General features: G+C 40.7%; 24 protein-coding genes. 19 read left to right on the top strand and 5 right to left on the bottom strand.

Going from position 1 to position 23,956, the window contains the following annotated elements:
• Positions 1–120: 120 nt before the first annotated feature.
• From ACULLH_RS02610 to ACULLH_RS02575, 8 genes are all read left to right on the top strand, one after another.
• A complete protein-coding gene (locus tag ACULLH_RS02610) occupies positions 121–1,254 on the top strand; it encodes an SPFH domain-containing protein (RefSeq protein ID WP_454087170.1) in 1,134 nt (377 codons plus the stop codon).
• A gap of 71 nt (positions 1,255–1,325) precedes the next feature.
• Positions 1,326–2,414: a DNA helicase PriA gene (locus ACULLH_RS02605; protein WP_454087169.1), complete on the top strand. Its 1,089-nt coding sequence runs from the start codon at positions 1,326–1,328 to the stop codon at positions 2,412–2,414.
• Positions 2,415–2,511: 97 nt separating this feature from the next.
• Complete coding sequence (locus ACULLH_RS02600; RefSeq protein WP_454087168.1) at positions 2,512–2,718, top strand: hypothetical protein; 207 nt, start codon at positions 2,512–2,514, stop codon at positions 2,716–2,718.
• A gap of 18 nt (positions 2,719–2,736) precedes the next feature.
• A complete protein-coding gene (locus ACULLH_RS02595; protein WP_454087167.1) occupies positions 2,737–3,378 on the top strand; it encodes a hypothetical protein in 642 nt (213 codons plus the stop codon).
• Between the two features lie 153 nt (positions 3,379–3,531).
• Positions 3,532–4,290: a LytR/AlgR family response regulator transcription factor gene (locus ACULLH_RS02590; protein WP_454087166.1), complete on the top strand. Its 759-nt coding sequence runs from the start codon at positions 3,532–3,534 to the stop codon at positions 4,288–4,290.
• Between the two features lie 95 nt (positions 4,291–4,385).
• Entirely contained in the window at positions 4,386–6,611 is a 2,226-nt protein-coding gene (locus ACULLH_RS02585) for a DUF5916 domain-containing protein (RefSeq protein WP_454087165.1), read from the top strand.
• 11 nt (positions 6,612–6,622) lie between these two features.
• Complete coding sequence (locus ACULLH_RS02580) at positions 6,623–7,087, top strand: nuclear transport factor 2 family protein (protein WP_454087164.1); 465 nt, start codon at positions 6,623–6,625, stop codon at positions 7,085–7,087.
• 98 nt (positions 7,088–7,185) lie between these two features.
• Positions 7,186–8,457, top strand: a complete 1,272-nt coding sequence (locus ACULLH_RS02575; protein WP_454087163.1) for an SMP-30/gluconolactonase/LRE family protein — start codon at positions 7,186–7,188, stop codon at positions 8,455–8,457.
• A gap of 4 nt (positions 8,458–8,461) precedes the next feature.
• Here the strand turns inward: ACULLH_RS02575 and ACULLH_RS02570 are convergent, their stop codons facing one another.
• On the bottom strand, positions 8,462–9,565 hold the full coding sequence (locus ACULLH_RS02570; protein WP_454087162.1) for a lactonase family protein: 1,104 nt from the start codon (positions 9,563–9,565) through the stop codon (positions 8,462–8,464).
• A gap of 69 nt (positions 9,566–9,634) precedes the next feature.
• Between ACULLH_RS02570 and ACULLH_RS02565 the strand changes: the two genes are divergently transcribed.
• The 3 genes from ACULLH_RS02565 (at position 9,635) to ACULLH_RS02555 (ending at position 12,329) form a co-directional block, all read left to right on the top strand.
• On the top strand, positions 9,635–10,648 hold the full coding sequence (locus ACULLH_RS02565) for a helix-turn-helix domain-containing protein (protein ID WP_454087161.1): 1,014 nt from the start codon (positions 9,635–9,637) through the stop codon (positions 10,646–10,648).
• Positions 10,649–10,728: 80 nt separating this feature from the next.
• Positions 10,729–11,907: a PQQ-dependent sugar dehydrogenase gene (locus ACULLH_RS02560; RefSeq protein WP_454087160.1), complete on the top strand. Its 1,179-nt coding sequence runs from the start codon at positions 10,729–10,731 to the stop codon at positions 11,905–11,907.
• Entirely contained in the window at positions 11,904–12,329 is a 426-nt protein-coding gene (locus ACULLH_RS02555) for a nuclear transport factor 2 family protein (protein ID WP_454087159.1), read from the top strand. The genes ACULLH_RS02560 and ACULLH_RS02555 overlap by 4 nt, the downstream gene beginning before the upstream one ends.
• 6 nt (positions 12,330–12,335) lie before the next feature.
• On the opposite strand, the gene ACULLH_RS02550 is transcribed toward ACULLH_RS02555, so the two are convergent.
• Both ACULLH_RS02550 and hemH read right to left on the bottom strand, forming a co-directional pair.
• Positions 12,336–13,721: an MATE family efflux transporter gene (locus ACULLH_RS02550; protein WP_454087158.1), complete on the bottom strand. Its 1,386-nt coding sequence runs from the start codon at positions 13,719–13,721 to the stop codon at positions 12,336–12,338.
• Positions 13,722–14,753: a ferrochelatase gene (gene hemH / locus ACULLH_RS02545; RefSeq protein WP_454087157.1), complete on the bottom strand. Its 1,032-nt coding sequence runs from the start codon at positions 14,751–14,753 to the stop codon at positions 13,722–13,724.
• Between the two features lie 133 nt (positions 14,754–14,886).
• Between hemH and ACULLH_RS02540 the strand changes: the two genes are divergently transcribed.
• Entirely contained in the window at positions 14,887–15,735 is an 849-nt protein-coding gene (locus ACULLH_RS02540; protein ID WP_454087156.1) for an N-acetylmuramoyl-L-alanine amidase-like domain-containing protein, read from the top strand.
• On the opposite strand, the gene ACULLH_RS02535 is transcribed toward ACULLH_RS02540, so the two are convergent.
• Positions 15,721–16,467, bottom strand: coding sequence for a ThuA domain-containing protein (locus ACULLH_RS02535; RefSeq protein WP_454087155.1), 747 nt, complete (start codon positions 16,465–16,467; stop codon positions 15,721–15,723). The genes ACULLH_RS02540 and ACULLH_RS02535 overlap by 15 nt on opposite strands.
• A gap of 9 nt (positions 16,468–16,476) precedes the next feature.
• A complete protein-coding gene (locus ACULLH_RS02530; RefSeq protein ID WP_454087154.1) occupies positions 16,477–17,355 on the bottom strand; it encodes a helix-turn-helix transcriptional regulator in 879 nt (292 codons plus the stop codon).
• A 210-nt stretch (positions 17,356–17,565) separates the two neighbouring features.
• Here ACULLH_RS02530 and hemA point away from each other — a divergent pair, with 210 nt between their 5' ends.
• Genes hemA through hemF form a run of 7 tightly spaced genes read left to right on the top strand, consistent with a single transcriptional unit; the run spans position 17,566 to position 23,936 of the window.
• Positions 17,566–18,822, top strand: coding sequence for a glutamyl-tRNA reductase (gene hemA, locus ACULLH_RS02525; protein ID WP_454087153.1), 1,257 nt, complete (start codon positions 17,566–17,568; stop codon positions 18,820–18,822).
• Complete coding sequence (hemC, locus tag ACULLH_RS02520; protein WP_454087152.1) at positions 18,819–19,745, top strand: hydroxymethylbilane synthase; 927 nt, start codon at positions 18,819–18,821, stop codon at positions 19,743–19,745. The genes hemA and hemC overlap by 4 nt, the downstream gene beginning before the upstream one ends.
• Before the next feature lie 11 nt (positions 19,746–19,756).
• Positions 19,757–20,896: a DUF559 domain-containing protein gene (locus ACULLH_RS02515; RefSeq protein ID WP_454087151.1), complete on the top strand. Its 1,140-nt coding sequence runs from the start codon at positions 19,757–19,759 to the stop codon at positions 20,894–20,896.
• A gap of 60 nt (positions 20,897–20,956) precedes the next feature.
• Positions 20,957–21,982, top strand: a complete 1,026-nt coding sequence (gene hemE / locus ACULLH_RS02510) for a uroporphyrinogen decarboxylase (RefSeq protein WP_454087150.1) — start codon at positions 20,957–20,959, stop codon at positions 21,980–21,982.
• 15 nt (positions 21,983–21,997) lie between these two features.
• Complete coding sequence (locus ACULLH_RS02505) at positions 21,998–22,540, top strand: GNAT family N-acetyltransferase (protein ID WP_454087149.1); 543 nt, start codon at positions 21,998–22,000, stop codon at positions 22,538–22,540.
• Positions 22,450–23,037 carry a DUF6973 domain-containing protein gene (locus ACULLH_RS02500; protein WP_454087148.1) on the top strand — a complete coding sequence of 196 codons (588 nt, stop codon included), beginning with the start codon at positions 22,450–22,452 and terminating at the stop codon, positions 23,035–23,037. Before ACULLH_RS02505 ends, ACULLH_RS02500 begins: the two co-directional genes overlap by 91 nt.
• Positions 23,034–23,936: an oxygen-dependent coproporphyrinogen oxidase gene (gene hemF, locus ACULLH_RS02495; protein WP_454087147.1), complete on the top strand. Its 903-nt coding sequence runs from the start codon at positions 23,034–23,036 to the stop codon at positions 23,934–23,936. The genes ACULLH_RS02500 and hemF overlap by 4 nt, the downstream gene beginning before the upstream one ends.
• Positions 23,937–23,956 lie beyond the last annotated feature (20 nt).

Below are 23,956 nucleotides of genomic sequence, written 5' to 3'. Positions count from 1 at the left end.
CAACTTTTACATTACTAAAACGGTCCCTAATGTAACAATGTGGATAATTTTGTACTAATCCATTGGAGGAAGTATTCATCCAATTTCTTACTTTAGAAACATTAACAAAAACACTTTACCATGGATATTTTTAGCAAGATCAAAGAGAAACTCACCCACGAGTTTATTGATATCATAGAATGGCTCGATTATACTGATGACACCATTGCCCATCGATTTGAGCGCTATCAAAATGAAATAAAAAACGGAGCAAAGCTCATTGTCCGTGAAGGGCAGACCGCAGTCTTTGTGAACGAGGGACAATTGGCTGATGTCTTCACGCCAGGCACTTACGACCTTACCACCAAAAATCTTCCGATTTTGGCAACCTTAAAAGGTTGGAAATATGGATTTAATTCCCCATTCAAAGCGGAGGTCTATTTTGTAAACACCCATTTATTTACTGATGAAAAATGGGGCACCAAAAGCCCAATCACTTTAAGTGATGAGCGATTCGGGCTAGTCGAGATTCGGGCGTTTGGAACCTACGCTTTTAAAATTTCCGATGCCGGAAAGTTCATCGTCGACATTGTGGGTACGGACAACAACTTCACCAATTTTGAAATCAATGAGCATTTAAAAAGTTTGATTGCCACCCGATTCACCGATACTGTGGGCGAGGCCAATCTTCCCATCGAATTATATGCTGCCAACACTTCCGAACTTTCAGATACTTGTAGGGAAGTAATGGCTCCGGAGTTTCAGACCGTTGGAATCTCCTTGGAAAAATTCTATATCGAAAATGTTTCCATGCCCGAAGATCTCAAAAAAGAAATCTTCGAGTACAGTAGAATTGACAAGCTGGATCTGGACAAGTTGACCAAATTCAAAACAGCCAAAGCCATTGAGGCCGCTGCCAAAAACGAAGGTGGAACCGCTGGTGCAGGAATGGGAATGGGAATGGGCTTTGTATTGGCCCAACAAATGGGTGGAATGATGAGTCCGCAAATGGGCGGAAATCAGCAGGTACAGCAAGCAGGAGCTCCAGTACCTCCGCCTATCCCCGCTGCAGTTCAATACTTTTACGCAGTAAACGGCGCCCAACAGGGACCCGTTTCTTTTGAACAGCTACAAGCATTGTTCGCGGGTCGGACCATTAATCGGGATAGCTTGGTCTGGAAACAGGGCATGGCCAACTGGACGGCCCTAAAAGATGTGGAAGAACTAAAATCGTTCTTGGGAGGAAATACGCCACCACCCTTGCCAAATTCTTAATAGTATTCTGTCATTCCTGTGAAGACAGGAATCCATAACAATATGATTCCCGCTTTTGCGGGAATGACATCATGAATGAAACGATAAAAAAAACAGAGCTTAAAAAGTCCTGTGTCAATTGCGGTGCGGAACTCAAATACAAGCCTGGAACCACCAGCATCAGTTGTGAGTATTGTGGCCATGAAGAGGCCATCAACATTGATGAGAATGGGTTCGAGGAATTGGAGCTGTACCCCTATTTGCAGGAAATGGGCGCCCAAAAACACAGTGAAGAGATTTCGATGCTTCATTGCAAAAATTGTGGCGCCAACCAGCATGTCGAGGAAAATTACAAGTCCCTCCACTGTGTATATTGCAGTACACCTTTAGTGATTGAAGATGCCTATAAAGAAGAGTGGATTCTGCCAGGGGCCGTACTTCCTTTTCAGGTGGAGAAAGAGAAGTCCTTTCTTATTTTTAAAAAGTGGGTAGACCGTTTATGGTGGGCTCCCAACAAATTGAAAAAGGCGGCGATAGACCCGCAGTTTACAAAAGGTCTGTATTTACCCTATTGGACCTTTGATGCGCAGCTCTATGCTGCCTACACGGGACAACGGGGTGAGTATTATTATGAGACCCAACGGTATCGGGACAGTAATGGCAAAACCCAGACAAGACAGGTTCGCAAAACACGTTGGTACCCAGCTTCTGGTAACGTTTCGGGTTTTGTTGATGATACCTTGATCAAAGCCTCAAAGCAACGCTCAGGAAGAATTCCAAGTAAAATTGCCCATTGGAACTTAAAAAAGCTTCAACCCTTCGATAGCAGTTTTTTATCCGGTTTTGTTACTGAAAAGTATACCATTCCTTTAAAGGAAGGTCATTTGCATTCCAAGGATGTAGCCAGGGATATAGCAACGAGATGGTGCAGACAAGACATTGGAGGCGACACCCAAAGAATATCCCATATGGACATGAAATTGTCCGAAGAGACTTTCAAGCACATTTTGCTTCCAGTGTATGTGAGTGCGTATCGCTACAAAGGCAAGGAGTATAACTTTTATATCAATGGTGAAAACGGACAAATCTCTGGAACGCGACCCTATAGCTTTTGGAAAATATTCTTAGCTGTTGTTTTTGTATTACTGGTAATTGGCTTGCTGGTCTTTCTGAACAGATAATGGAGCCCTACAACCACTTTTAGGCATAAAAAGTGACCTAACGTCCCATTCGGTGTCTTATCCGTATATTATTATATTAACCATTAAATCACATAATATGCTGACTAAGAAACTAGTGGCCTTCATTTTTATGATTGGCATTATCGTTATGTCCTGCAAAAACACCCAAAAAGAGCAGGAAGAACTCAACCAAAAATTAGAGCAAATAGAAGCTGTTGAAACTGCTATTGACTCAACTCTCAATGTCGTAAACGAAAAGACAGAGCAGGTAGAAGAACTTATTAAAGAGTTGGATAGTATTTAATCCCATAAAAGAGAAAAAATGAAAAACATAGTAAAATCCGCATTGCTTTTAATTATGATGTTTGGCATTGTTGTATCAGTAAATGCACAGGGCAAATCCCAGGATAAAGGAAAAGGAAAGGCTAAGACCGAAAAGGTAAAAAAAGCTAAACAAGACGCTGAAGATGCCGCTGAAGACGCACAAGAAGAAGCCAAGGAAAAAGGTGAGAAAATGAAGGAGAAGGCTGAAAAAATGAAAGAAAAGCATCAAAAAGATGTTGATGAGATGGAAGACGATATCGAAGAGGTCAAAGAGAAAGCCGAAAAAGCCAACAAAGGAAATGCTTATGGCAAAAACAAGGGTGATATGTCCGGAAAAGAGTTTGGTCAATTTCGAGCTTCTCAGGCAAAGGAAAAATTGATGGCTTCCGAAAATATGCTGAATGAAGATGAAGAAGTTCTTAAGAGGGGACGAAGATCTTTGGAGAATGCCAAAAAAAGAGTTGAAGAAGCAAAAGAAAAAGGAGAAGAGCCCGAAATAATAGCACAAAAAGAAGAGCGGCTCAAAAAAGTGGAGGAAAAATTGGATGAGCTGGAAGTTTCCATTAAAAAAGGCAGAGAAAAGTTAAAAGAAAAAACCGAACAGCTTAAAAAGGTTGTTGAGCCAGAAGTGAAGCAATAAATCGCTTTATCAAATAATCACTATAGACCATCTTCCAGGAATACTGGAAGATGGTTTTTTTTGTGCACAGATTTCTATTTAATCCCGAAATAAATTCACTAACTAAATCTTAAAGTTTTAGATGTCAGCCAATAGAATCATTACTTTTAAAGCATGATGAAACGTACAGGTTTAATATCCATCTTTGTTTTGCTGAACATGGGCGTAGGCCGCATGTTCCAAGAAAGTCTGGGTATTAGCTGTTTTTCTGAGCTGTCCATTCTAGCCCTAACAAGTTTTTTCTTTTGGAATATCTCTGCGAAGCAAATTAAGGTCCTTGCTGGAAGATGGGCGTTGGACACTACCGGAAAGAATATTTTGGTACAGGGTGGCATTGGGCTGTCCGCTTCTGCCATAAATATTCTTGTTGGGCAAGTTTTAGTGGTTTTTCTAATGACTACTGTTTATAATTGCACGTCACCGAGTTTCAATATGCTCAATGCAAGCCTTACCAACAATATAGCCGTGAATTTGCTCTGTTACTTCGCATTGCTCTTTTACTTTGTCGGTATTAAAAAAGATAAGTCCACACCTCAGCACAATGGAACCGAGCAAAAAAGTCGTGTTGCAGTTTCAAAAAAGGGTTCGCAATTTCTTTTGGACCCACATGAGATTGTTTATGTGGAGACCAGCAACAATTGTATTGTTTTGCATACCCAAAAAGGCAAGTTTGTAAAATATCAAAGTCTTCGTTCCTTTTCACAGACGCTTTGTCCAAATACTTTTAAGCGGATCCATCGGTCGTATTTGGTCAATTCGGAATTCATAGATCAAATCCAAAAGAATACCAGTGGTGACGGCAAACTTCTTTTAAAAACCGGTGATGATCTAAAGTTCAGCCGAACCTATCTTCAGGAACTCGCACATATTTAGTTTCCGCAACTTACCCTTTTTTTCCCGCAGCTTACGTAGCTATTTTTTATTCCGCAACAGTACACAACTAACTTTGGCCCAAACTGGTCTTGCCTATGCGTTACCTTATTTTAATCCCATTTCTGTTTGTCCCGACATTTTTGTTTTCACAAGATTATTTAAATAGTATTGAGAACATTCACGGTACTAAGGAAAAACTGATTCTTGATGGTTTTTTGGACGAACCTCTTTGGAAGGATGCCCAAAGTTTTCCATTTATGGAATGGCGTCCCGATTGGGGAACCCTGGATAGCCTTACAACACTTTTTATCACTTTTGATGATGATTATTTGTACGTTGGTTTGAACGCAAAAGACTCTAATCCGGATAAGATCATAAGTCGAAATTTGGTCCGGGACGGATGGTATGGAGATGATTATTTTGCCTTTCAAATTGACCCCAATCGCACGCGGAAAAATGCACTGATTTTCAGTATCTATCCTTCAGGAAGTAGATATGACGATGCTATTTACAATGACAATGTACCTTTAGGCAACGCACCTTCCACACCAGCCTATGATATGATTTGGGAAGGAAAGACCCAGATTACCAAAGAGGGTTGGCAGGCAGAGTACCGGATTCCATTGTCCAATCTTAGATTCGAGGTTCGAGACGGGGAAATTTTAGGAGGTATTTCCGCCCAACGAACCATAAATTACGAAAACAAGCTACTGGTTTATCCCGAAGTCCCACAAAGTATTACGGGCGCCAATGGAAAACCTTCCCTAAAAAAACCCGTGCGTTTTGTAGGGTTGCAACCTAAAAAAGACCTTCAGATTACGCCCTATCTTATGGCATCGACACAAACCCAGTTTCAACTTTCCGAAGATGAAACCCAATACCAGAAAAATTCGTTTAACGAACTGAATGCAGGATTGGATGTCCGTTACGGCCTCACTCCAAGTTTAACCTTGGATCTTACCTTGAACACTGATTTTTCGCAAGTGGAAATCGATGACCAAATTTTCAACCTTGGGCGAGCCTCCATTTTCTTTCCGGAGCGTCGAAAGTTTTTTTTGCAGCAATCCGGCCTTTTTGATTTTGACCTGGGCATTCTCTCCCAACTTTTCTACAGCAGGACCATCGGAATCAATAATGGACAATTGACACCCATCATCGGTGGAGCAAAATTGACCGGCGAATTGGGAAATTGGGACTTGGGCTTTCTTTCCTTGCAGACCGAAGGCACAACCATAAATGATAGTGCATTGCCCACCGAGAATTTTACCGTTTTAAGGCTAAGAAAAAAAGTGTTCAACGACCGATCTTTTGTTGGCTTTATGGCTACAAACCGGATAAGGAAAGGAAGCCTCAACACTGCACTGGGAGTGGACGCTGTAATCGATGTTGGCCAAGAGAATTTTATCATCACTTCACTTGCCACAACTTTTGATGGTGAAAAGTTCTCTAATATTGACTACAATCCAATTGACAATTCCAGGTTTGCTTTTCAATTTGCAAAAAGAAAACAGGACGGCTGGTTTTATCGGGCAGCATATGAATATTCCGGGGAAGATTTCAATCCCGGTTTGGGTTTCTTGCTTCGCGAAAAGCACCATAATGTTTATGTTGGACTTAATCACGGTAAATTCAGGACAAATCGGGAAGAGAACACCTTTCAATACAGAAGATGGATGCCCCTTAATTCAGATCTTTATTTCACTACCGACTTGACCAAAGTACTGACATGGTATAACCGCGCCCAATGGACAGGAAGGTTTTTTAATAATGATGAGATTTCCCTTTTTGGACAGTTGCAATATGAATTTTTACCACAACCGCTGCAATTCTCGAATAAAATAGCCATCCCGCAGGGGGACTATTTTTTCAACTTTTTTGGGGCGTCGTATTCGAGTGGCTTTCAAAGGGCGATAAAGATTCCCATTTCTGCGCAATATGGAAGTTTTTTTGATGGTGAAAATCTTCAGTTTCGAGTGAGTCCGGAATGGAGTATCAATGAGCATTTTACTTTAGAAGGTTCTTGGCGTATCAACTATCTCAATTTTAAAAACAGAAATGTCGATGAATGGATCAACGTTCCTCAATTCCGATTGAATTGGGCTTACAATCTTCATCTTTCAGGTAGTGTCACCACTCAGTATAATTCTATCCAAGACCAAGTTTTCGCAAGCGCCCGTCTACGCTATAATTTTAAGGATGGACACAATTTGTACGCAGTCTTCAACCAAGATTACAATACAGGTTCAACCCAAATGGATATTCCATTACCTCGTTTCAACAATCGTTTGTTTACGCTAAAATATCTATATACATTTTTCTAAATCCATACATTATGAAGAACTCGATTCAATTCTTTTTAATCTTGGCAGTTACCATTTCTTGCCAGCAACAAAAACCCGAAGTGGTTCAAACATCAACAATCAACAGTGAGGACCAAAAAATCCTAAGAAATTTGAAGGAGGTCCAATGGCCCATGGCATACCGTGAGCAAGACACCCTTTTGCTCGATAAAATCTTGGGTGATGACTTTCAAATGATCGATGCTTCCGGGGAATGGTCCAATAAAGTCAAGGAACTAGAATGGATCAAAGAAACTGCCATGGAAAACGATTCGTTTTTTTATGAAATTAAGCGTCTGGATGTGCTTCCCAATGGAACCGCGCTTATTTGCGGTACTGGCCATATTTTTAATGATAGTACCGAGACCATTTACCAATCGAGCAATATCCTGATAAAACGCGAAGGTGTATGGAAGGCGGTTGCATCACATGTTTCCGGTATCAAGAAATTGGAATGAGTTAAGCGTGCAGTTTTTGCCTCGTTTTCAGTTTAACATATCTTTTTAAAAGATGGAGCTATATATCCCTTAAATTGAGCTAAATAATCAACCTCTATATGAGATCACTCATTTGGATTTTTACATGTATTTCCTTTTCCATCCAAGCCCAAAATATTGAATTGGCCTTTGAAAAAGACTTGATTCCCGAAGGCATTGCAGTCCATCTGAAATCGGGAAAAGTATATATCAATAGCTTAAAGAAGAACAAAATTGTTCGTTGCAATCTTGATGGTTCCAATCCTGAGGAATTTATTGGCAGCAATCAATATGGCTATCTTTCCGGATTTGGAATGACCATAAAAGGGGATACCCTATTTGCACTTGGAAACAGTCTTCCAAAAATCAACAACAAATCCATTGTATTGCTATTGGATGTCACTTCAGGAAAATTGATCAAATCCTATCCCCTGGACATCCCAGATTTCATTTACCTCAACGATATCGCTATCGGGTCAAATGGAAATAGCTATATCACCGATTCAGAAAGCACTAACATCTACACCGTCAATAAAACTACAGAAAAGCTAGAGGTTTTTTTCTCGGATGAAGAGATCAAACACTCCAACGGAATAGCCATTTCTCCAGATGATAAATTTCTATACTTTGCTTCCTATACCAGCGGAATCCGCATTTTGGATATAGCTACAAAAAAATTGATCAATCAACCCAACGACCATAAGGGTATTGATGGCATGAAATTTTACAAAAACAGTTTGGTCGCAATTGTGAACAGTAGACGGGATAAAACCCAAAACGGGATATATCGGTTCTTTTTAAATGAACAAAGCTCGAAGGTCGTACGTCAGGAAAAATTACGGAACTTCTCTCAAGCCTCTGATATCCCAACCACCTTCGATTTGCAAGGAGATACCATGTATTTTGTAACGGATTCACAATTGGATAACCTGGATCAAGAAAACATCACTATTCTAGACACTTCCGAATTGGAAAACTATCGTCTAAGTGTTTCAAATCTGAAGCATCTTAAAGGCAAGGTATATGCCAAAAGGTATTGCACTGAAATTGGTCGTTTTGATTTGCTTTTTGATGATGATGAAATAGCTGGTGCTTACTATTTGAAGCCCAAAAATGCCCTAGGTGGAATTTGGGGAAAATTGAAAGGGAATGTCATGACCGGAAGATGGCACGATGCCGATGGCGAAGGAGATATCATCCTAACCTTTAACGAAGATTTTTCATTTTTTACCGCGGATTATAGAGCGGATGACGAACCTGAAAAATGGTATAAAGATTCCTGGCACGGCGCTTTAAGACCGGACGATTCCATTTCATTTGAATTCAATCATAAAACTTATCGGTGCGAATAGCCCTTTAATCCAAAAACTCCAAGCAGACAGGACTTGACATGTTCAGTTCGTTCAAGAATTCAAGGGTCCCGTGCTCAACATCCCTTTTGTAAATGGTAATATTGTTGCTCCGCTGATTGGCAACCAAGAGGAAATTGCCGGAAGGGTCTATGGCAAAATTTCGGGGCCAATCTCCACGAACCGATTCCCGCCCTGCCAGACTCAGTTTTCCAGAATCTGAATCCACACTAAAAATCACAATGGTATTCTCTCCACGGTTTGACCCATACAAGAACTTGCCATCCGCCGATAGGTGCACATCGGCACAATAACTTTTCCCTTCAAATCCGGCATCCAAAGTGCTTTGGGCTTCTATTTCCACATAGGAGCCGTTTCCATCCTTCTGAAGAACGGTAATGCTCGAGTTCAATTCATTGATTACATAAAGGAATTTATCGCCTGCCCCAAATGCAAAATGTCTTGGACCTGCACCCTCAGCCAAACCTAAGGAGGGTTGTTCCGCCGCAACGAAAGTGCCATTGTCGTTTGAATAGCGCTTAACCGCATCCAACCCTAAATCGGCCACGAAGACATCGCTCCCCTTAAACCCTGCCATATGGGCGTGAGAGGTTTTTGAGGTATCCAAAACTTTGTGGTCTATTATTTGCGGATTTTCATCCAATGATCCGTCCTCCTTTAACTTAAAAACAGAAACATTACCTCCTGAATAATTCGAAGCAGCCAAATACCCCTCTTCCGAAAGTGCCACGTGACAAGGATGTTTTCCCCCCGTGCCCATGCTGTTCAAAAGCTCCAATTGTCCTTCTTTCAATTTAAACGCAGTCACGCCACCACCCAAACTATCAAAGTCAGCGGTTTCCTGAACTGCATAAATGTTTTTCTTGTCGCTTGAGATTTTCAAAAAAGACGGATTGGGCAAAACAGCCGCCAGATTCTTGTCCGTGAGTTCCCCAGTACCGGAGTCGAAGGTAAATTTATAGATGCCCTCGCTGTCTCCATCGGTATAGGTTCCAACAAACAGTTGATACTTCTTCTTTTCTTCTTGCTTTTCGGAACATCCAACCAAACCCATCAGTAAAACACTTAAAATCAAACTAAAAAATCTCATCGCTAAATTGTCTTTTGCTAAAAATAGCAACTATATATTTATTTGGGTCCTACTTTTTATTTTTGCGACATGAACAAAGAAGCCATAATATTGGTTTTAAGCTGTCTGGGAGTTGCCCAGGCCCTATTCCTCTTTATATATCTCATCTCACGCAATAAAAGGGACGGAAATGCAACTTTTTTTCTTGCTTTTGTGATTTTGGGATTGACCATTCGAATTGGTAAATCCATCCTCAATGTTTATTTGGATTTACTCCCTTGGCAACGCAACCTTGGCCTTTCAGGAATTCTATTGGCAGGGCCATTCTTATGGTTCTACGGAAGGATATTACTATCTGCAACCAAAACCATCCCTGGTAAAGATTATCTCCATTTGGTTCCATTTGTACTTTTTGCAGTATTGAGCTATTTCATTCCCAATACAGCATCATTGGTTTCGTATATCATCTACATAGCCGTTTTTGGGCATTTGGCTTTTTACGTCGGACTTTCTTTTGCCATCTTTTACAAATTCCGGGGCAAAGTGCATCCGCAACGCGCAAAATGGTTTAGAAATTTAGCCATTGGGGTTGCCCTAATTTGGGTGTTTTATATGGGCAATTTGGCCGGAATATGTTCATATTACATTGGAGGTGCTCTTTTCTTCTCGCTTTTGATTTACATTTTCTCCTTTCTTTTTCTTCAAAAACACGCTTTTCAACTCGGCAAGTACAATACCTCAACCTTGGATTCATCCGCCTCACAAAAACTTATGGCGTCGGTTAAAACCCTATTTGAAGAGCAAGAAGTTTTTTTGGACAATACCATTTCACTTGAAAGTATCGCCGCTAAATTGGACATTTCACCTAGAAAACTATCACAGGTCATCAACGAAAATGAGCAAACCAATTTTTCTGACTTTGTAAATAATCATAGAATTGAAAAAGCCAAAGTGCTATTGGCAGACCCCAATCTCCAAAACGAAAAAATTGTGGCAATAGCTTATGATTGTGGCTTTGGAAATGTGACATCTTTCAATATTGCTTTTAAGGTAAAAACGCAATTGACACCTTCACAGTTTCGAAATCAGTTTAAGGGACAATAGTTCCTTTTTCGTTTTAAAAATCATGTTTCTTAAAGAAAAACACAGTTAAGTTTTCATCATTTGCATGAAAATCATAGCTGATGAAGAAACTAGTCCTTTTGCTGTTCATTCTTTTTGTGGGTTGTGAGAACAATAAAAAGATTCCAGATCCAGGCCTGACCCCGTCCTTCCCCTCTAAGCATATCGTGATGGACGGATTGAATCACCCGTGGAGTATTGCCTTCCTGTCCAATAATGAAGCATTGGTTTCAGAGAAAGATGGGAATCTGTTGCGCATCAATCTTAACTCTAAGGAAAAACATATTGTCAAGGGGTTCCCTGAAGACTTGACCGATAGTATTCGCGCTGTTCATTTTGGGGACAACTCAGGAATCTTTGAAGTGTTGGTAGATGCGGAAAGCGAAAAGAATCCCTGGGTCTATCTCTCGTATGCCGCAAAACAAAAAGGTCAAGGCGCCACTACTAAAGTTATTCGTGCTAAACTTGACAAGGATTCCCTATATGACCACCAAACGCTGCTGGTTGCGGAACCTTTTACCAAAGAATATTTTCATTATGGTGGAGGAATGACCTTTGGGAAAGATGGAAAACTTTACATCACCATGGGTGAACGCTTGTTTTGGGAAAGGGACGAGCCAGAAATTCCAATTGCACAAGACGTTACCGATAAACGTGGAAAAATCTATCGAATTAATCCGGATGGCAGTATTCCACCTGACAATCCCGATTTTGGAAAAGAAGCTGTTCCTGGGCTTTTCGCGATGGGAATCCGAGCTGCCCAAGGGATAACGGTCCAGCCCGAAAGTGGCAAAATATGGTTCAGTGAACATGGAACAATTCAAGGTGACGAAATAAACATTTTGGAAGCCGGAGCCAACTACGGTTGGCCCAATGTTACCTCTGGAAAATTAAGAAGTTCCGATTATTTGCCACCAAAATTGGAGGGTGTAAGCTTTACGCCGCCAGTGTGGTTTTGGCCGCACACGGTAGCCCCGACCGGACTTACATTTTACACTGGAAATGACTTTCCGGAATGGAAAAATAATTTAATCGTACCAGGTTTGTCCAGAGGTAGCCTTTGGAGATTCAGGATAGAAGGCGATACCATAAAAAGTGCCGAAGAACTGTTCTTGGATGACCGGATCCGGATTCGAAAGGCTATGCAAGGACCTGATGGAAAACTTTATGTCCTCACGGATGAGGATAACGGAAAACTAATTCAAATAATTCCGCATAAATCAAATTCAATTAGCAAATGAAAATCTATTTTTTAGGACTTCTCTTAGTAGCGTTCAATATTCAAGTTTATGCCCAATCGGAAGAAGCGGCCATTAAAGCTACGCTTCAAAAGTATCTCGATGGTTCATCACATAGTGATCCCGATCTGATCACTTCAGCTTTTTACGAGGAAGCGGATCTATTTCTTTCCAAAAAGGATCAGGAACTCTGGGTCCTGTCACCAGAGGAATATGCCAATCTTTTTAAAAACCGGGAAAAAGGAAAGTTCAATGGAAGAGTTGGTAAAATCCTCAGTGTGGACTACGCCAATAACATTGCCAGCGCCAAAGCAGAAATTGCCATTCCGTCGAGAAATATGTTGTTTATTGATATTTTCCTTTTGAAAAAATTGGAAGGTGAATGGAAAATTATAAGCAAAGCCGCTACTTCCATAGATCCTTAAAAGATCTTATTCGCGTTCCACCAATTTGGTTTTGATTTCCTTCCACAGATAGAATCCAGTAACCAGGGTTGCGAGTGTATCAGCAATAGGAAATGAAAGCCACACCCCAAGTTCGCCCATAAAATTTGGCAATACTAAAATCAGCGGGATAAAAAAGAATCCTTGCCTTGTCAATGTCAAAAGCAAGGCAGGAATTGCTTTTCCAACGGCCTGAAAATAAGCGGCACCTATCAGTTGCAAGGCAATAATGGGTGTCGCTGCGAATACCAACCGCATAGCATTGGGTGCATGCTCCATGACAAAACTGTTGGCGGCCAACTCCTCCGCCGGCAAGTTTGGTTTGTCACTCAAAAACAAGGCGGTGAAGAAATCAGGAAAAACCATAAGCAAAACAAATACCAGGGAAGCAACAAATGCGGCATACTTTATCGCTGTGTAAATTGATTCCTTAACCCGATTGTATTTGGTCGCTCCGTAATTGAATCCGGCAATGGGCAAAAAGCCTTGGGTGACTCCAAAAACTGGAAAGAACGCAAACATTAACATTCTTCCGATGATGGCATAAACCGCAACCATGGCCTCTCCTCCTAAATTGAACAATATATTGTTCATCAGCAAATAGGTGATACTGGTCACGGCCTGTCGCGCAAGCGTCACAAAACCAAGTGCGCCGATTTCCCTGAGAATAGGTGTATTCAATCCAAAATGTGGAAGGGCTATCTTAAGTTCCGAATTTTTGGAAAGGAAGAAGTAAAGAATGTATCCGAAGCATAACAAATAACTCGCAGTAGTTGCCCATGCTGCTCCATGCATTCCCCAATCAAAAACGTAGATGAACAGGTAATCCAAAAACAGGTTGCCAACCGATGGTATTATCATGGCCACCATCGCAAATCTAGGTTTTCCCTCAGCTCGAATGACGGTATTCCCCATCATACAAAGTGCTAGAAAGGGCACTCCATATAGTATGATGGTATAATAGATCTTAGCTGGATCAAAAATGCTTCCTTTTCCCCCAAAAGCTGGAATTAGGTTATCCACAAAATAAAGCCCCAAGGCCACCATGGCAATGGTCACCAAAAGCGTCAATGTTATTTGGTTACCGAATGTTTTGAGTGCTTTCTCCTTATCCCCAGAACCTAAAGCGCGTGAAATAATACTAGATCCCCCTATCCCAATGGCCATCCCCAAAGCAGCTATAAAAAACGAGACGGGAAGTACGACATTGATAGCAGCAATCGCAATGGAACCGATCCAGTTTCCCACAAAAATGGAATCCACCAGTACGTTTAAGGACATCACCAGAATCCCGATGGATGCAGGTACAGCTTGTTTGATCAGCAATTTGCCGATAGGTTCAATCCCTAATTGTTCTGAAGATACTTTTGCCATTTACACGGGCAAAATTTCCTTGGATTGCCATTCATTGACCCACTTGGTCATCAATGCTACCCATGCATCATTGTCATTTAGACATGGGATGTGTTTGTAACCATTACCTCCTGCTTCCTCGAATTGTTCTTTCCCCTCCATGGCAATTTCTTCCAAGGTTTCCAGACAATCGCTAACAAAAGCTGGGGTTATCACCACCAATTTTTTTATGCCCTCCTTTCCAAGACGTTCAAACTCGAAATCCGTAAAAGGTTGAAGCCAGGGGTCGCGACCTAATCTTGATTGGAAGGAGGAGCTTACCTTATCCTCGGGTAAATCCAAATACGCCTTTACCAGTTCAGTGGTATCATAGCATTGGTGTCTGTAGCAGGTGTGATGCGCCACTGAGTTGGTCTTGCAGCAATTTCCATCAATCTTACAATGGAACTTTGTTGGATCCGACTTACGGATATGTCGCTCCGGAATTCCGTGATAGGAAAATAAAATATGGTCGTAGTCAAAATCTTTTAAGCCTTCAGCAATACTTTCCGACAGTACCTTTATGTACTCAGGATTCTTGTAAAAGGCCGGTAAGGTGGTCAACTTTATTTCAGGAAAATGGGCCTGTTGTACTTCCATGGTCTTAACCACTACCGTTTCGTAGGACGACATGGCATAATGCGGATATAGCGGCACTAATAGCACATCATCAACTCCTTTGTCCTTCAATTCCTGAAGGGCATTTTTAATGCTCATAGAGCCGTATCGCATCCCCAGGGCGACGGGCATATCGGTCTGACTACGAATTTTTTCAGCAAATCTCTCCGAGATTACAATCAGCGGAGAACCTTCGTCCCACCATATTTTGGCATACGCTTCTGCGGATTTTTTAGGCCGGGTTTGCAGAATAATCCCCCTAACTATAATATTTCGAAGCCATTTCGGGGTATCGATTACCCGTTCGTCCATCAGGAACTCATCCAAATAGGGTTTCACATCTTTTGCTGTCGGACTGTCCGGGGAACCTAAATTGACCAATAATACTCCTTTCATAGCACTGAGGATGGTTTTGTTATTAGAGGCGATAAAAATACTACTTGAAGATGATTTAACATTTGATTCCCCCAATTTGTTTCCTTATAATTCCATAGATAATCCTAATTTCGAGGTGCAAACCCACAGTCAAATGATTCGAAGAAGGCTATTTTACTTTTTTCTTGTTTTTTCAACTATCAGCAATGCGCAAATAACGTATACCGCTGCAGATTCAACTCTTTTTTATTCCAAACTAAAAGAGTTAAGCCAAATCGAAGGTGAACACCTGGGTGATAGTTTGGTATTTGTTGGAAAGTCTTTTTTGAACACCCCTTATGTTGAAAAAACCCTGGAAATTGGTCAAGTTGAAACCCTTGTAATCAACTTGAGGGGATTGGATTGCACCACGTTTGTGGAGAATGCTCTGGCGTTTACCACCACCTTTAAAAATGAACAGACTGATTTTGCGGATTTTACCAAAAATTTAAAAACCATTCGGTATAGAAATGGGGTTTTGGATGGTTACCCATCTCGTTTACATTACTTTACCGATTGGATACGGAACAACGAAAAAAAAGGATTGGTTAAGGATATCACATCTGAATTGGGAGGTGCCGAGCATAATAAAGCCATCAATTTTATGGGTACGCATCGAGACCTGTACCCATTTTTGAAACAGGATAATAACTATAATGCCATTCTCAAGGCAGAGGCGGGATTGGCACAGGAAAATCTGTGCATTTTAGCCCAAGATCAAATTGAAAACAGCGAACATCTGATTCAATCGGGAGATATCATTGCCCTGGCCACTTCCATTAAAGGACTGGATGTTACACATACAGGAATTGCTATTCGAGAAACAAGCGGAAGAATCCATCTACTGCATGCATCCATTTCAGGTTCGGTACAAATTACCAAGGAACCCTTGGTGGATTACCTCAAAAAAATCAAAAGCAATATTGGGATAATTGTGGCCCGACCAACTTTACTTTCTCCTTAAGCACCATTCAATGGCCCCAAGTAAATGTTGTTTAAAATCAGGGTCGTCGTAAGAGGCTTCGGTATGTCCCAATCCCGTATAAAAAGCCCTGCCGCCATCAAACTCATGATACCAAGCTATGGGATGGTTATCCCCGTTGGTTCCACCTTTGTAACTGGTTTCATCCAACTTCATCAACACATTTACCTTTGGATTTAGGTTTTTGAAGTTGTACCATTCATCAAAATGGAGCCACTCACTTTTTAAGTGGACGGTTGAAGGGTGGGACCTGTCCACAACATCAATTTTGGCCTGTTGTTGTTCAGGATGACTTTCAAAATATGCGCCTGCCAGTTTACCGTACCATGGCCATTCATATTCAGTATCAGCTGCGGCATGGATTCCCATATAACTACCTCCGCCTTTGATGTAAAGTTCAAAAGCTCTTTGCTGTTGGGCGTTTAGAATATCCATAGTAGTGTTCAAAAAAATCACCACCTTGAAATTTCTCAGGTTTCGAATGTTGAAATCCTCGGCAGATTCACTTTGCAACGCTATAAAGCCATTGGTTCTACCAATTTGGCGCAAGGTCCGGGCCCCTTTTTCAATAGCCTTATGCCGGTAGCCTTCAGTTTTGGTAAAAACCAATACTAAATCGGGCATCTTAGAGCCTTCTTTTATGTTGATTGGCTCCTGGGCATAGGAAGTGAAGACGAGGCAAAAAGCAATAAATGAGAGTGTTATCAGGCGCATGGTAAAATTTTAAGCGCTTGAAGTTAAATATTTTTTGGGTGTGGTACCATATTTCTTTTTAAATGAGGCAATAAAGTGGCTTGCTGTGCTATATCCAACTTTTAGGCCTACTTCATTTACGTTATGACTTCCTGTTTCCAGCATTTTTCGTGCATATTCCATTTTATAGTCGAACAAAAATCCATAAACCGAGTCCCCATAAATCTGTTTAAAGCCTTCCTTCAATTTCTTTAGGCTCAATCCGATTTCTTTGGAAAGTTCAACCAGCGTTGGCGGCTCCGCCATTCTAGAAATCATGATTTCCTTGGCCATGCGGATACGCCTAACATTGTCTTCATCAGCCAAGAAAGGACATTGTTCAAGGTCGGCATCAGGAGTTTTGTTGAAATACAAAGAAATCAACTCGTATATCTTTCCCCTTATGTACAACTCCTTTATGGAATGATGTAGACTGTAGTTCATGATTTGGCTCAATACCACAGCGATGGTAGGGGTAACCACTTCTTGGGAATAGTACTTTTTTTCCTTGTTCTCATCACTTAAAAAAGGAATATAGTTGGCCTCGGATGAAAACAAAGAATGAAATTTTCGAATGGTCATTATTACCGATAGCAACCAGGTATTGGGTGCAACGCTCAAATTCATCGGAAGATCTTTTTGCGTATTATAAAGCAAAAGCGAATTTTCTTCTGATACCTCAAGCTGATAATTTCCTTGATTGAAATGGAATTTTGAACCGCCCTTTAAACAAAAATGAAATTGGATAAACGAACTGTCTATTTCCCTTTCAACAACTGCAATTTCATCGCTATCGTTCTGAATCTTAAGTACATAAAACCCATCTTCAATCAAAATTTCCTCATAAGAACCTTTGGCGACATTTTTCATACGGACTTCGAATTGGAAAACAGCAAAACAGCTATTTATATTGATTCTAAATTAACTTATATAATATCAAAATTATCAATAAAACCAATGTTTTTGCAATTTTTTTCCAAAAAATACATCTAAAAGTGTAGGAGGTGATATTTATAGTTCCTCTAGCGTTATTTTTTATGTAATAGTGCTCTTATTTTTGTGACCGATTTTAAATCCCTCATGAGGAGTTATCATATTTCAAAACATAGTTCTTTTTATGCCATTGGCCTAAGCTATAAAAAAGCGGATGCCGAAGTCCGCGGAAAGTTCAGCTTGGATGTTCCGGCCATAGATAGAATAATGTCTCAAGCCAAGGAGCAGGGCATTGATGGTCTTTTGGCCATTTCTACATGCAACCGCACCGAATTATATGGTTTTGCACAACATCCCTTCCAGCTTATAAAAATGCTTTGTGACCAAACCCAGGGAAGTGTTGAGGAATTTCAGGATGTCGCATATGTTTATAAGAACCATGATGCCATCTCCCATATGTTCAAAGTAGGTACTGGGCTTGACAGTCAGATTTTGGGCGATTTTGAAATCATCAGTCAGATAAAACAAGGTTTTTATCGTGCCAAAAAACACGATATGGCCAATCCGTTCATAGAGCGTTTGTGCAATGCGGTAATTCAGGCCAGCAAGCGTATCAAAAATGAAACGGAACTATCTTCTGGAGCAACTTCGGTTGCTTTTGCTTCGGTAAAGTATATTCTGGACCATGTTCAGAACATTTCTGAAAAGAACATTTTGCTTTTTGGTACTGGAAAAATTGGGCGCAACACCTGTGAAAACCTGATTAAGCATTCGAACAATTCACATATCACCCTAATCAACAGAACTCGGGAAAAGGCCGAGGTCATAGCCGGTAAATTCCATCTCACGGTCAAGGATTATGGTGACCTTCAGACAGAAATCAGAAAGGCGGATATTCTTGTGGTGGCAACGGGCGCACAATTGCCCACGGTTTCCAAAGCATTGATCTATTCGAAAAAACCATTGTTGATTTTGGACCTTTCCGTTCCCAAGAATGTTTCTGACGATGTAATGGAATTGGACAATGTTTCGTTGGTCCACTTGGATCAGCTCTCGAGAATTACCGACGATACCCTTGCTAAAAGAAAGGAATTTATTCCAAAGGCCGAAGCTATCATAGAGCAGGTGAAAAAGGACTTCCTAAAGTGGTTGGAGACCCGAAAATTTGCACCGGTTATCAATGCGCTCAAAGAGAAGTTGAAGACGATGAAAGCAGAGGAAATAGATTTCCATTCCAAGAAGTTATCCGATTTTAACCAGGATCAAGCGGAAATTATTTCTGAACGCATCATTCAAAAAATTACCAAGCAGTTTGCAAACCATCTAAAAAGTTCGGAAGTCGACACGGAAGATAGTTTGGCACTTATCCAAAAGGTGTTTCAGTTAGAAATCGATTCGCGATGAGCAAAATCATAAGAATCGGTACCCGTGATAGCGAGCTGGCGCTGTGGCAAGCGCATACGGTTCAGGACAAACTTGCAACTCTTGGATACGATACTACATTGGTTCCTATAAAATCCACAGGGGATCAAGTATTGGATAAGCCCCTGTACGAACTAGGAATCACTGGGATTTTTACCAAAACCTTGGATATTGCCTTACTTAAAGGGCAAATAGATATTGCAGTGCATTCCATGAAGGATGTACCCACCCAATTGCCTAAAGGGATTATTCAAGTTGCTGTGTTGGAACGTGCAATTGCCCATGATATTCTTGTGCATAAAGGGTTGGATTTTCTGGAATCGGATGAATCTTCCACTATCGCCACTGGAAGTCTACGCCGAAAGGCCCAATGGCTTCATAGATATCCACACCATCAAGTTGTCGATTTAAGAGGAAACGTAAATACGCGCCTTCTAAAACTCATTGAGAATGATTGGAGTGGTGCAATTTTCGCACAAGCAGGCCTACAACGCATAAAATTACTTCCGAAGGACGCATTGGTGCTCGATTGGATGGTTCCTGCCCCCGCACAAGGCGCCATGGTGGTTGTGGCCTTGGAAAACGATGATTTTTCGAAAGAAGCTTTGCAAAAATTGAATCATTCCGATTCTGAAATCGCAACTGGAATTGAACGCGAGTTCCTAAGAAAACTAGAAGGTGGTTGTACCGCTCCCATTGGGGCCTTGGCCCAAATAAAAGACCAAAAGGTTTATTTTGAAGGGGTGCTGTTTTCACTGGATGGAAAGGAAAAAATAAGTGTTGAAAAGAATGTTCCACTTTCAAAGGCTAAAGGCTTTGGACAAACTTGTGCCCAAGAGGTTTTGAACAATGGTGGAGATAAATTGATGGAAGCCATACGAAATGAAAACAGTGCTCTCCACTAAAATGAATTTACATGTCCCCTCTCCATAGGGAGAGGGCTAGGGAGAGGGATATGAACAGAAAAATCCAAATAGCAAGATTATTGCGAAAAGAACAGACCAAAGCGGAAAAAAAGCTTTGGGGATATCTTCGAAATCGGAATTTTGAAAATCTAAAGTTCAGAAGACAACATCCTCTTAAAGATTACATTGTTGATTTCTTTTGTGATGAATATGGAATTGTGATAGAATTGGATGGTGAATATCATAATCAGCTTAATCAAAAGGAAAAAGATGAATTGCGGGATATCCATCTAACTGAATTAGGATACATGGTCTTGAGATTTGAAAACAAAGTTGTCTTTGAACAAATTGATACATTGCTCCAGACCATTAAAAATGCCAAAGAAAAACAACATGATTATTCAATAGCTAGAAAAAAGCAATTGGATGAGCGAAGCAAGGGGCGTAAAAGCCACCTCTCCCCAACCCTCTCCTCAAGGAGAGGAAGCTGTACTATCCTCTCCACTAAAATACTCACCCCTTCCCAAAAAGAATTAGTGTTAAACTCAGGCCTTGGTTTCGTAGAATACAATGCCTTGGAAATTGAATTTTTAGCAGTAGAAATTCCCACGAACTATGTGAATTACATTTTCACCAGTAAAAATGCTGTAACAGCTTTTCTAAGGCAAAGTGACGATTTAAAGCTTTCCAAAAACCATGCATTTTGCGTAGGTGAAAAGACGAAACATTTTTTAGAAGAAAATGGGCTAAAAGTGATTAAAATGGCTCAAAATGCTTCAGAATTAGGTGATTTTATAGCAAAAAATCATAAAAATGATAAATTTCTTTTCCTGTGTGGAAATCAAAGAAGAAACGAATTACCACAAATTTTGACACAAAACAACGTTCGGTATGATGAAATTGAAGTGTATATCTCGCATTTAAAACCCAAAAGGTTCAACCGAACTTTTGATGGCATCCTATTCTATAGTCCTAGCGGAATTCGAAGCTATCTAAAAGAAAATGAAATTGGTCAAAGTTGGGTTTTTTGCATTGGATCAACCACGTATATAGAGGCTAAAAAGCATACCTCCCAAATCATAACCGCAAACAAACCCACTGTGGAAAATGTGTTGGTTCAGGCTATCAAAAAACTGTCGTTCCGCACTTGATGTGGAATCCAGAACATAAAAATAAGATTCCTGCCTGCGCAGGAATGACAAAAGAAAAATATGATTAAAAACGACTTATTCCTTAGGGCCTTAAAAGGCGAAACTGTTGACAGACCTCCTGTTTGGATGATGCGCCAAGCGGGGCGTTATCTACCAGAATTTATGGCCCTAAAAGAAAAATACGATTTCTTCACCCGTTGTCAGACTCCAGAATTGGCTTCGGAAATAACGGTTCAGCCCATTCGTAGATATGGAATGGATGCTGCCATTTTGTTCAGTGATATTTTGGTAATCCCCCAAGCCATGAATATCGAAGTACAAATGAAACCAAACTTTGGCCCTTATTTGCCCAATCCCATTCGTTCCGCGAAAGATTTGGAAAGTGTGATTATCCCAGATATTCAAGAATCTTTGGGCTATGTTATGGACGCCATCACCCAAACCAAGGAAAAATTGAAAGATGAGATTCCATTAATTGGTTTTGCGGGTTCTCCATGGACCATCTTGTGTTATTGTGTAGAAGGGCAGGGTAGTAAAAGTTTTGACAAAGCAAGAGGTTTTTGTTTTACGCAACCCGAGGCAGCTCATCAATTGTTGCAAAAAATAACGGATACCACCATTGCTTATTTGAAAGCGAAGGTCAAGAGCGGCGTCAATGCCGTCCAGGTCTTTGATTCCTGGGGAGGCATGTTGTCCCCAACCGACTACCAAGAGTTTTCTTGGAGGTATATCCAGCAAATTGTTGATGCCTTAAAAGATGAAGCTCCAGTAATCGTGTTTGGCAAAGGCTGCTGGTTTGCGTTACGGGAAATGGCACAGTCCGGAGCCTCTGCTGTGGGGGTGGATTGGACATGTTCCGCCAAAAATGCCCGCTATCTGACCGGAGGCAACATTACATTACAAGGAAACTTCGACCCTGCAAGATTGTTATCTCCCCCCGGGGATATCAAAAAGATGGTCACCCAAATGATCCGTGAATTCGGAAAAGATAAATATGTGGTGAACTTGGGACACGGAATTTTACCCCATATCCCATTGGAAAATGCCAAGGCATTTATCGATGCGGTTAAAGAATACAAGGACTAAATTTCAGCGGTATTAATGCAAATCAAATTTGAAAACTACAGCATAAGTCCCATTCAAGAAAAAGATGCCTGGCGCATCTGCGACTTTGTGGTTTCCAATGAAGATCGGCTTAAGGATTATTTCCCAAAAACGGTACAGCAAAATCTTAATCCGACATTGGCACAATTCTTTGTCGCCAAAAAAGTCAAGGAATTTGCAGCCCAGGAAGAATTCCTTTTTACCATAAAGGAAAACACGAACCGAACTATTGTCGGTCTGATTTTTCTAAAAGAACTCAATACTTCGCACAATCAAGGAGAATTGGTATACTGCATTGGTTATCAATATGAGGGTAAAGGAATTATGACCACCAGCGTCAAAAAGTTTATCCCATGGTGTTTTGAGGATAAAGAGCTGAAAACCTTGCAAATCATAGTGCACAAGAGCAATTTGGCGAGCAAAAAAATTGCGGAACACAATGGGTTTCAATGGAAACGGACATTATTGAAAGAGCACACTACAGGTACTGGCGAGACTTTGGATATGGAATTGTACGAACTCCAAAATCCATACATGTAATGCTAAAGGTGCTCAATACATTGAAACGTATCAGTCCAAAAAAACTTTGGAGCTTGGCAAAGCTTTGCTTAAAATTTCCACGTTTTGTTTTCCCGACACTGACCGCTACCAAAAACTGTATGTCACTTTCAACCCAATTATATGGGCGTTTGCATCACAAAAATGGTCCTGCCAATGCCTTTAGACATGCTTTTTGGAATTATTCGATTGCCAAAAAATGTTTTCGCTCGGGAAAAAACATAGGCCCCGTATTAAGTTGGACCAAGAAAATTACCGATTGGCATGAAAATGCATTTCCCAATCGTGAATTGGCCAGAAAGATGGATTTGCATAACAATGAAGTAGGGCGTTTTATTTTCCAAGAACACCTTTCAAAATTGGAAAACCATGTGGTTGAAATTTTGAAAGTAATGGCCTCAAAGGCAGTTAAAATAGACTCTCAAACGGACTTTACCTCACTAAAAAACCAATTGGTTTATATAATTGACGACGAATGAAAGACAAGTTTCACACGTATATACAACAGCTTCAGGATGCTATAACTTCTAAATTGGAAGAGGTCGATGGCGCAGCTAAATTCCAGGAAGATCTATGGAAAAGACCAGAAGGGGGAGGCGGAAGAACTCGGGTAATTGAGAATGGCGCTGTATTTGAAAAAGGTGGGGTGAACATCTCAGCTGTACATGGTGCGCTTCCGCAAAGTATGCAAAACTACTTTGGGGTAACCGATGCGGATTTCTTTGCCTGCGGACTTAGTTTGGTGATACACCCTAAAAGTCCGATGGTTCCCACAGTTCACGCCAATTGGCGTTATTTTGAAATGTATGACAAAGAGGGAAACATTGTTGATCAATGGTTCGGTGGTGGTCAGGATTTGACACCTTATTATCTTTTTGAAGAAGATGCAAAGCATTTCCATGCCATTTGCAAAACTGCCTGTGACGCCCACAATCCAGAGTTTTATCCAAACTATAAAAAGCGATGCGATGAGTATTTCTGGAATTCCCATAGAAATGAGGCCAGAGGTGTAGGTGGACTTTTCTTTGATTATTGCAAAGCAACGGACACCATGGAAATGGAAGATTGGTACAACTTTGTTACCGAGGTGGGGAATAGCTTTTTGGAAGCATATATACCAATCGTTTTAAAAAGAAAAGAGCTCTCGTATGCTGATAAACAAAGGGATTGGCAAGAAGTTAGGCGAGGAAGATATGTTGAATTCAATCTCGTGCATGATAAAGGAACCTTATTTGGATTAAAGACTAACGGACGTATAGAAAGTATATTGATGAGTCTTCCTCCGCACGTTCAATGGAAGTATGACCATCATCCGGAAAAAGGAAGTAAAGAGGAAAAATTGATTCAAGTATTGCAAAACCCTTTGGATTGGGTATGAAAATAGCCACAGCTGACAGT

The sequence above is a fragment of the Flagellimonas sp. 2504JD4-2 genome (assembly GCF_053642935.1).
This window is presented reverse-complemented; position numbering and strand designations above follow the sequence as displayed.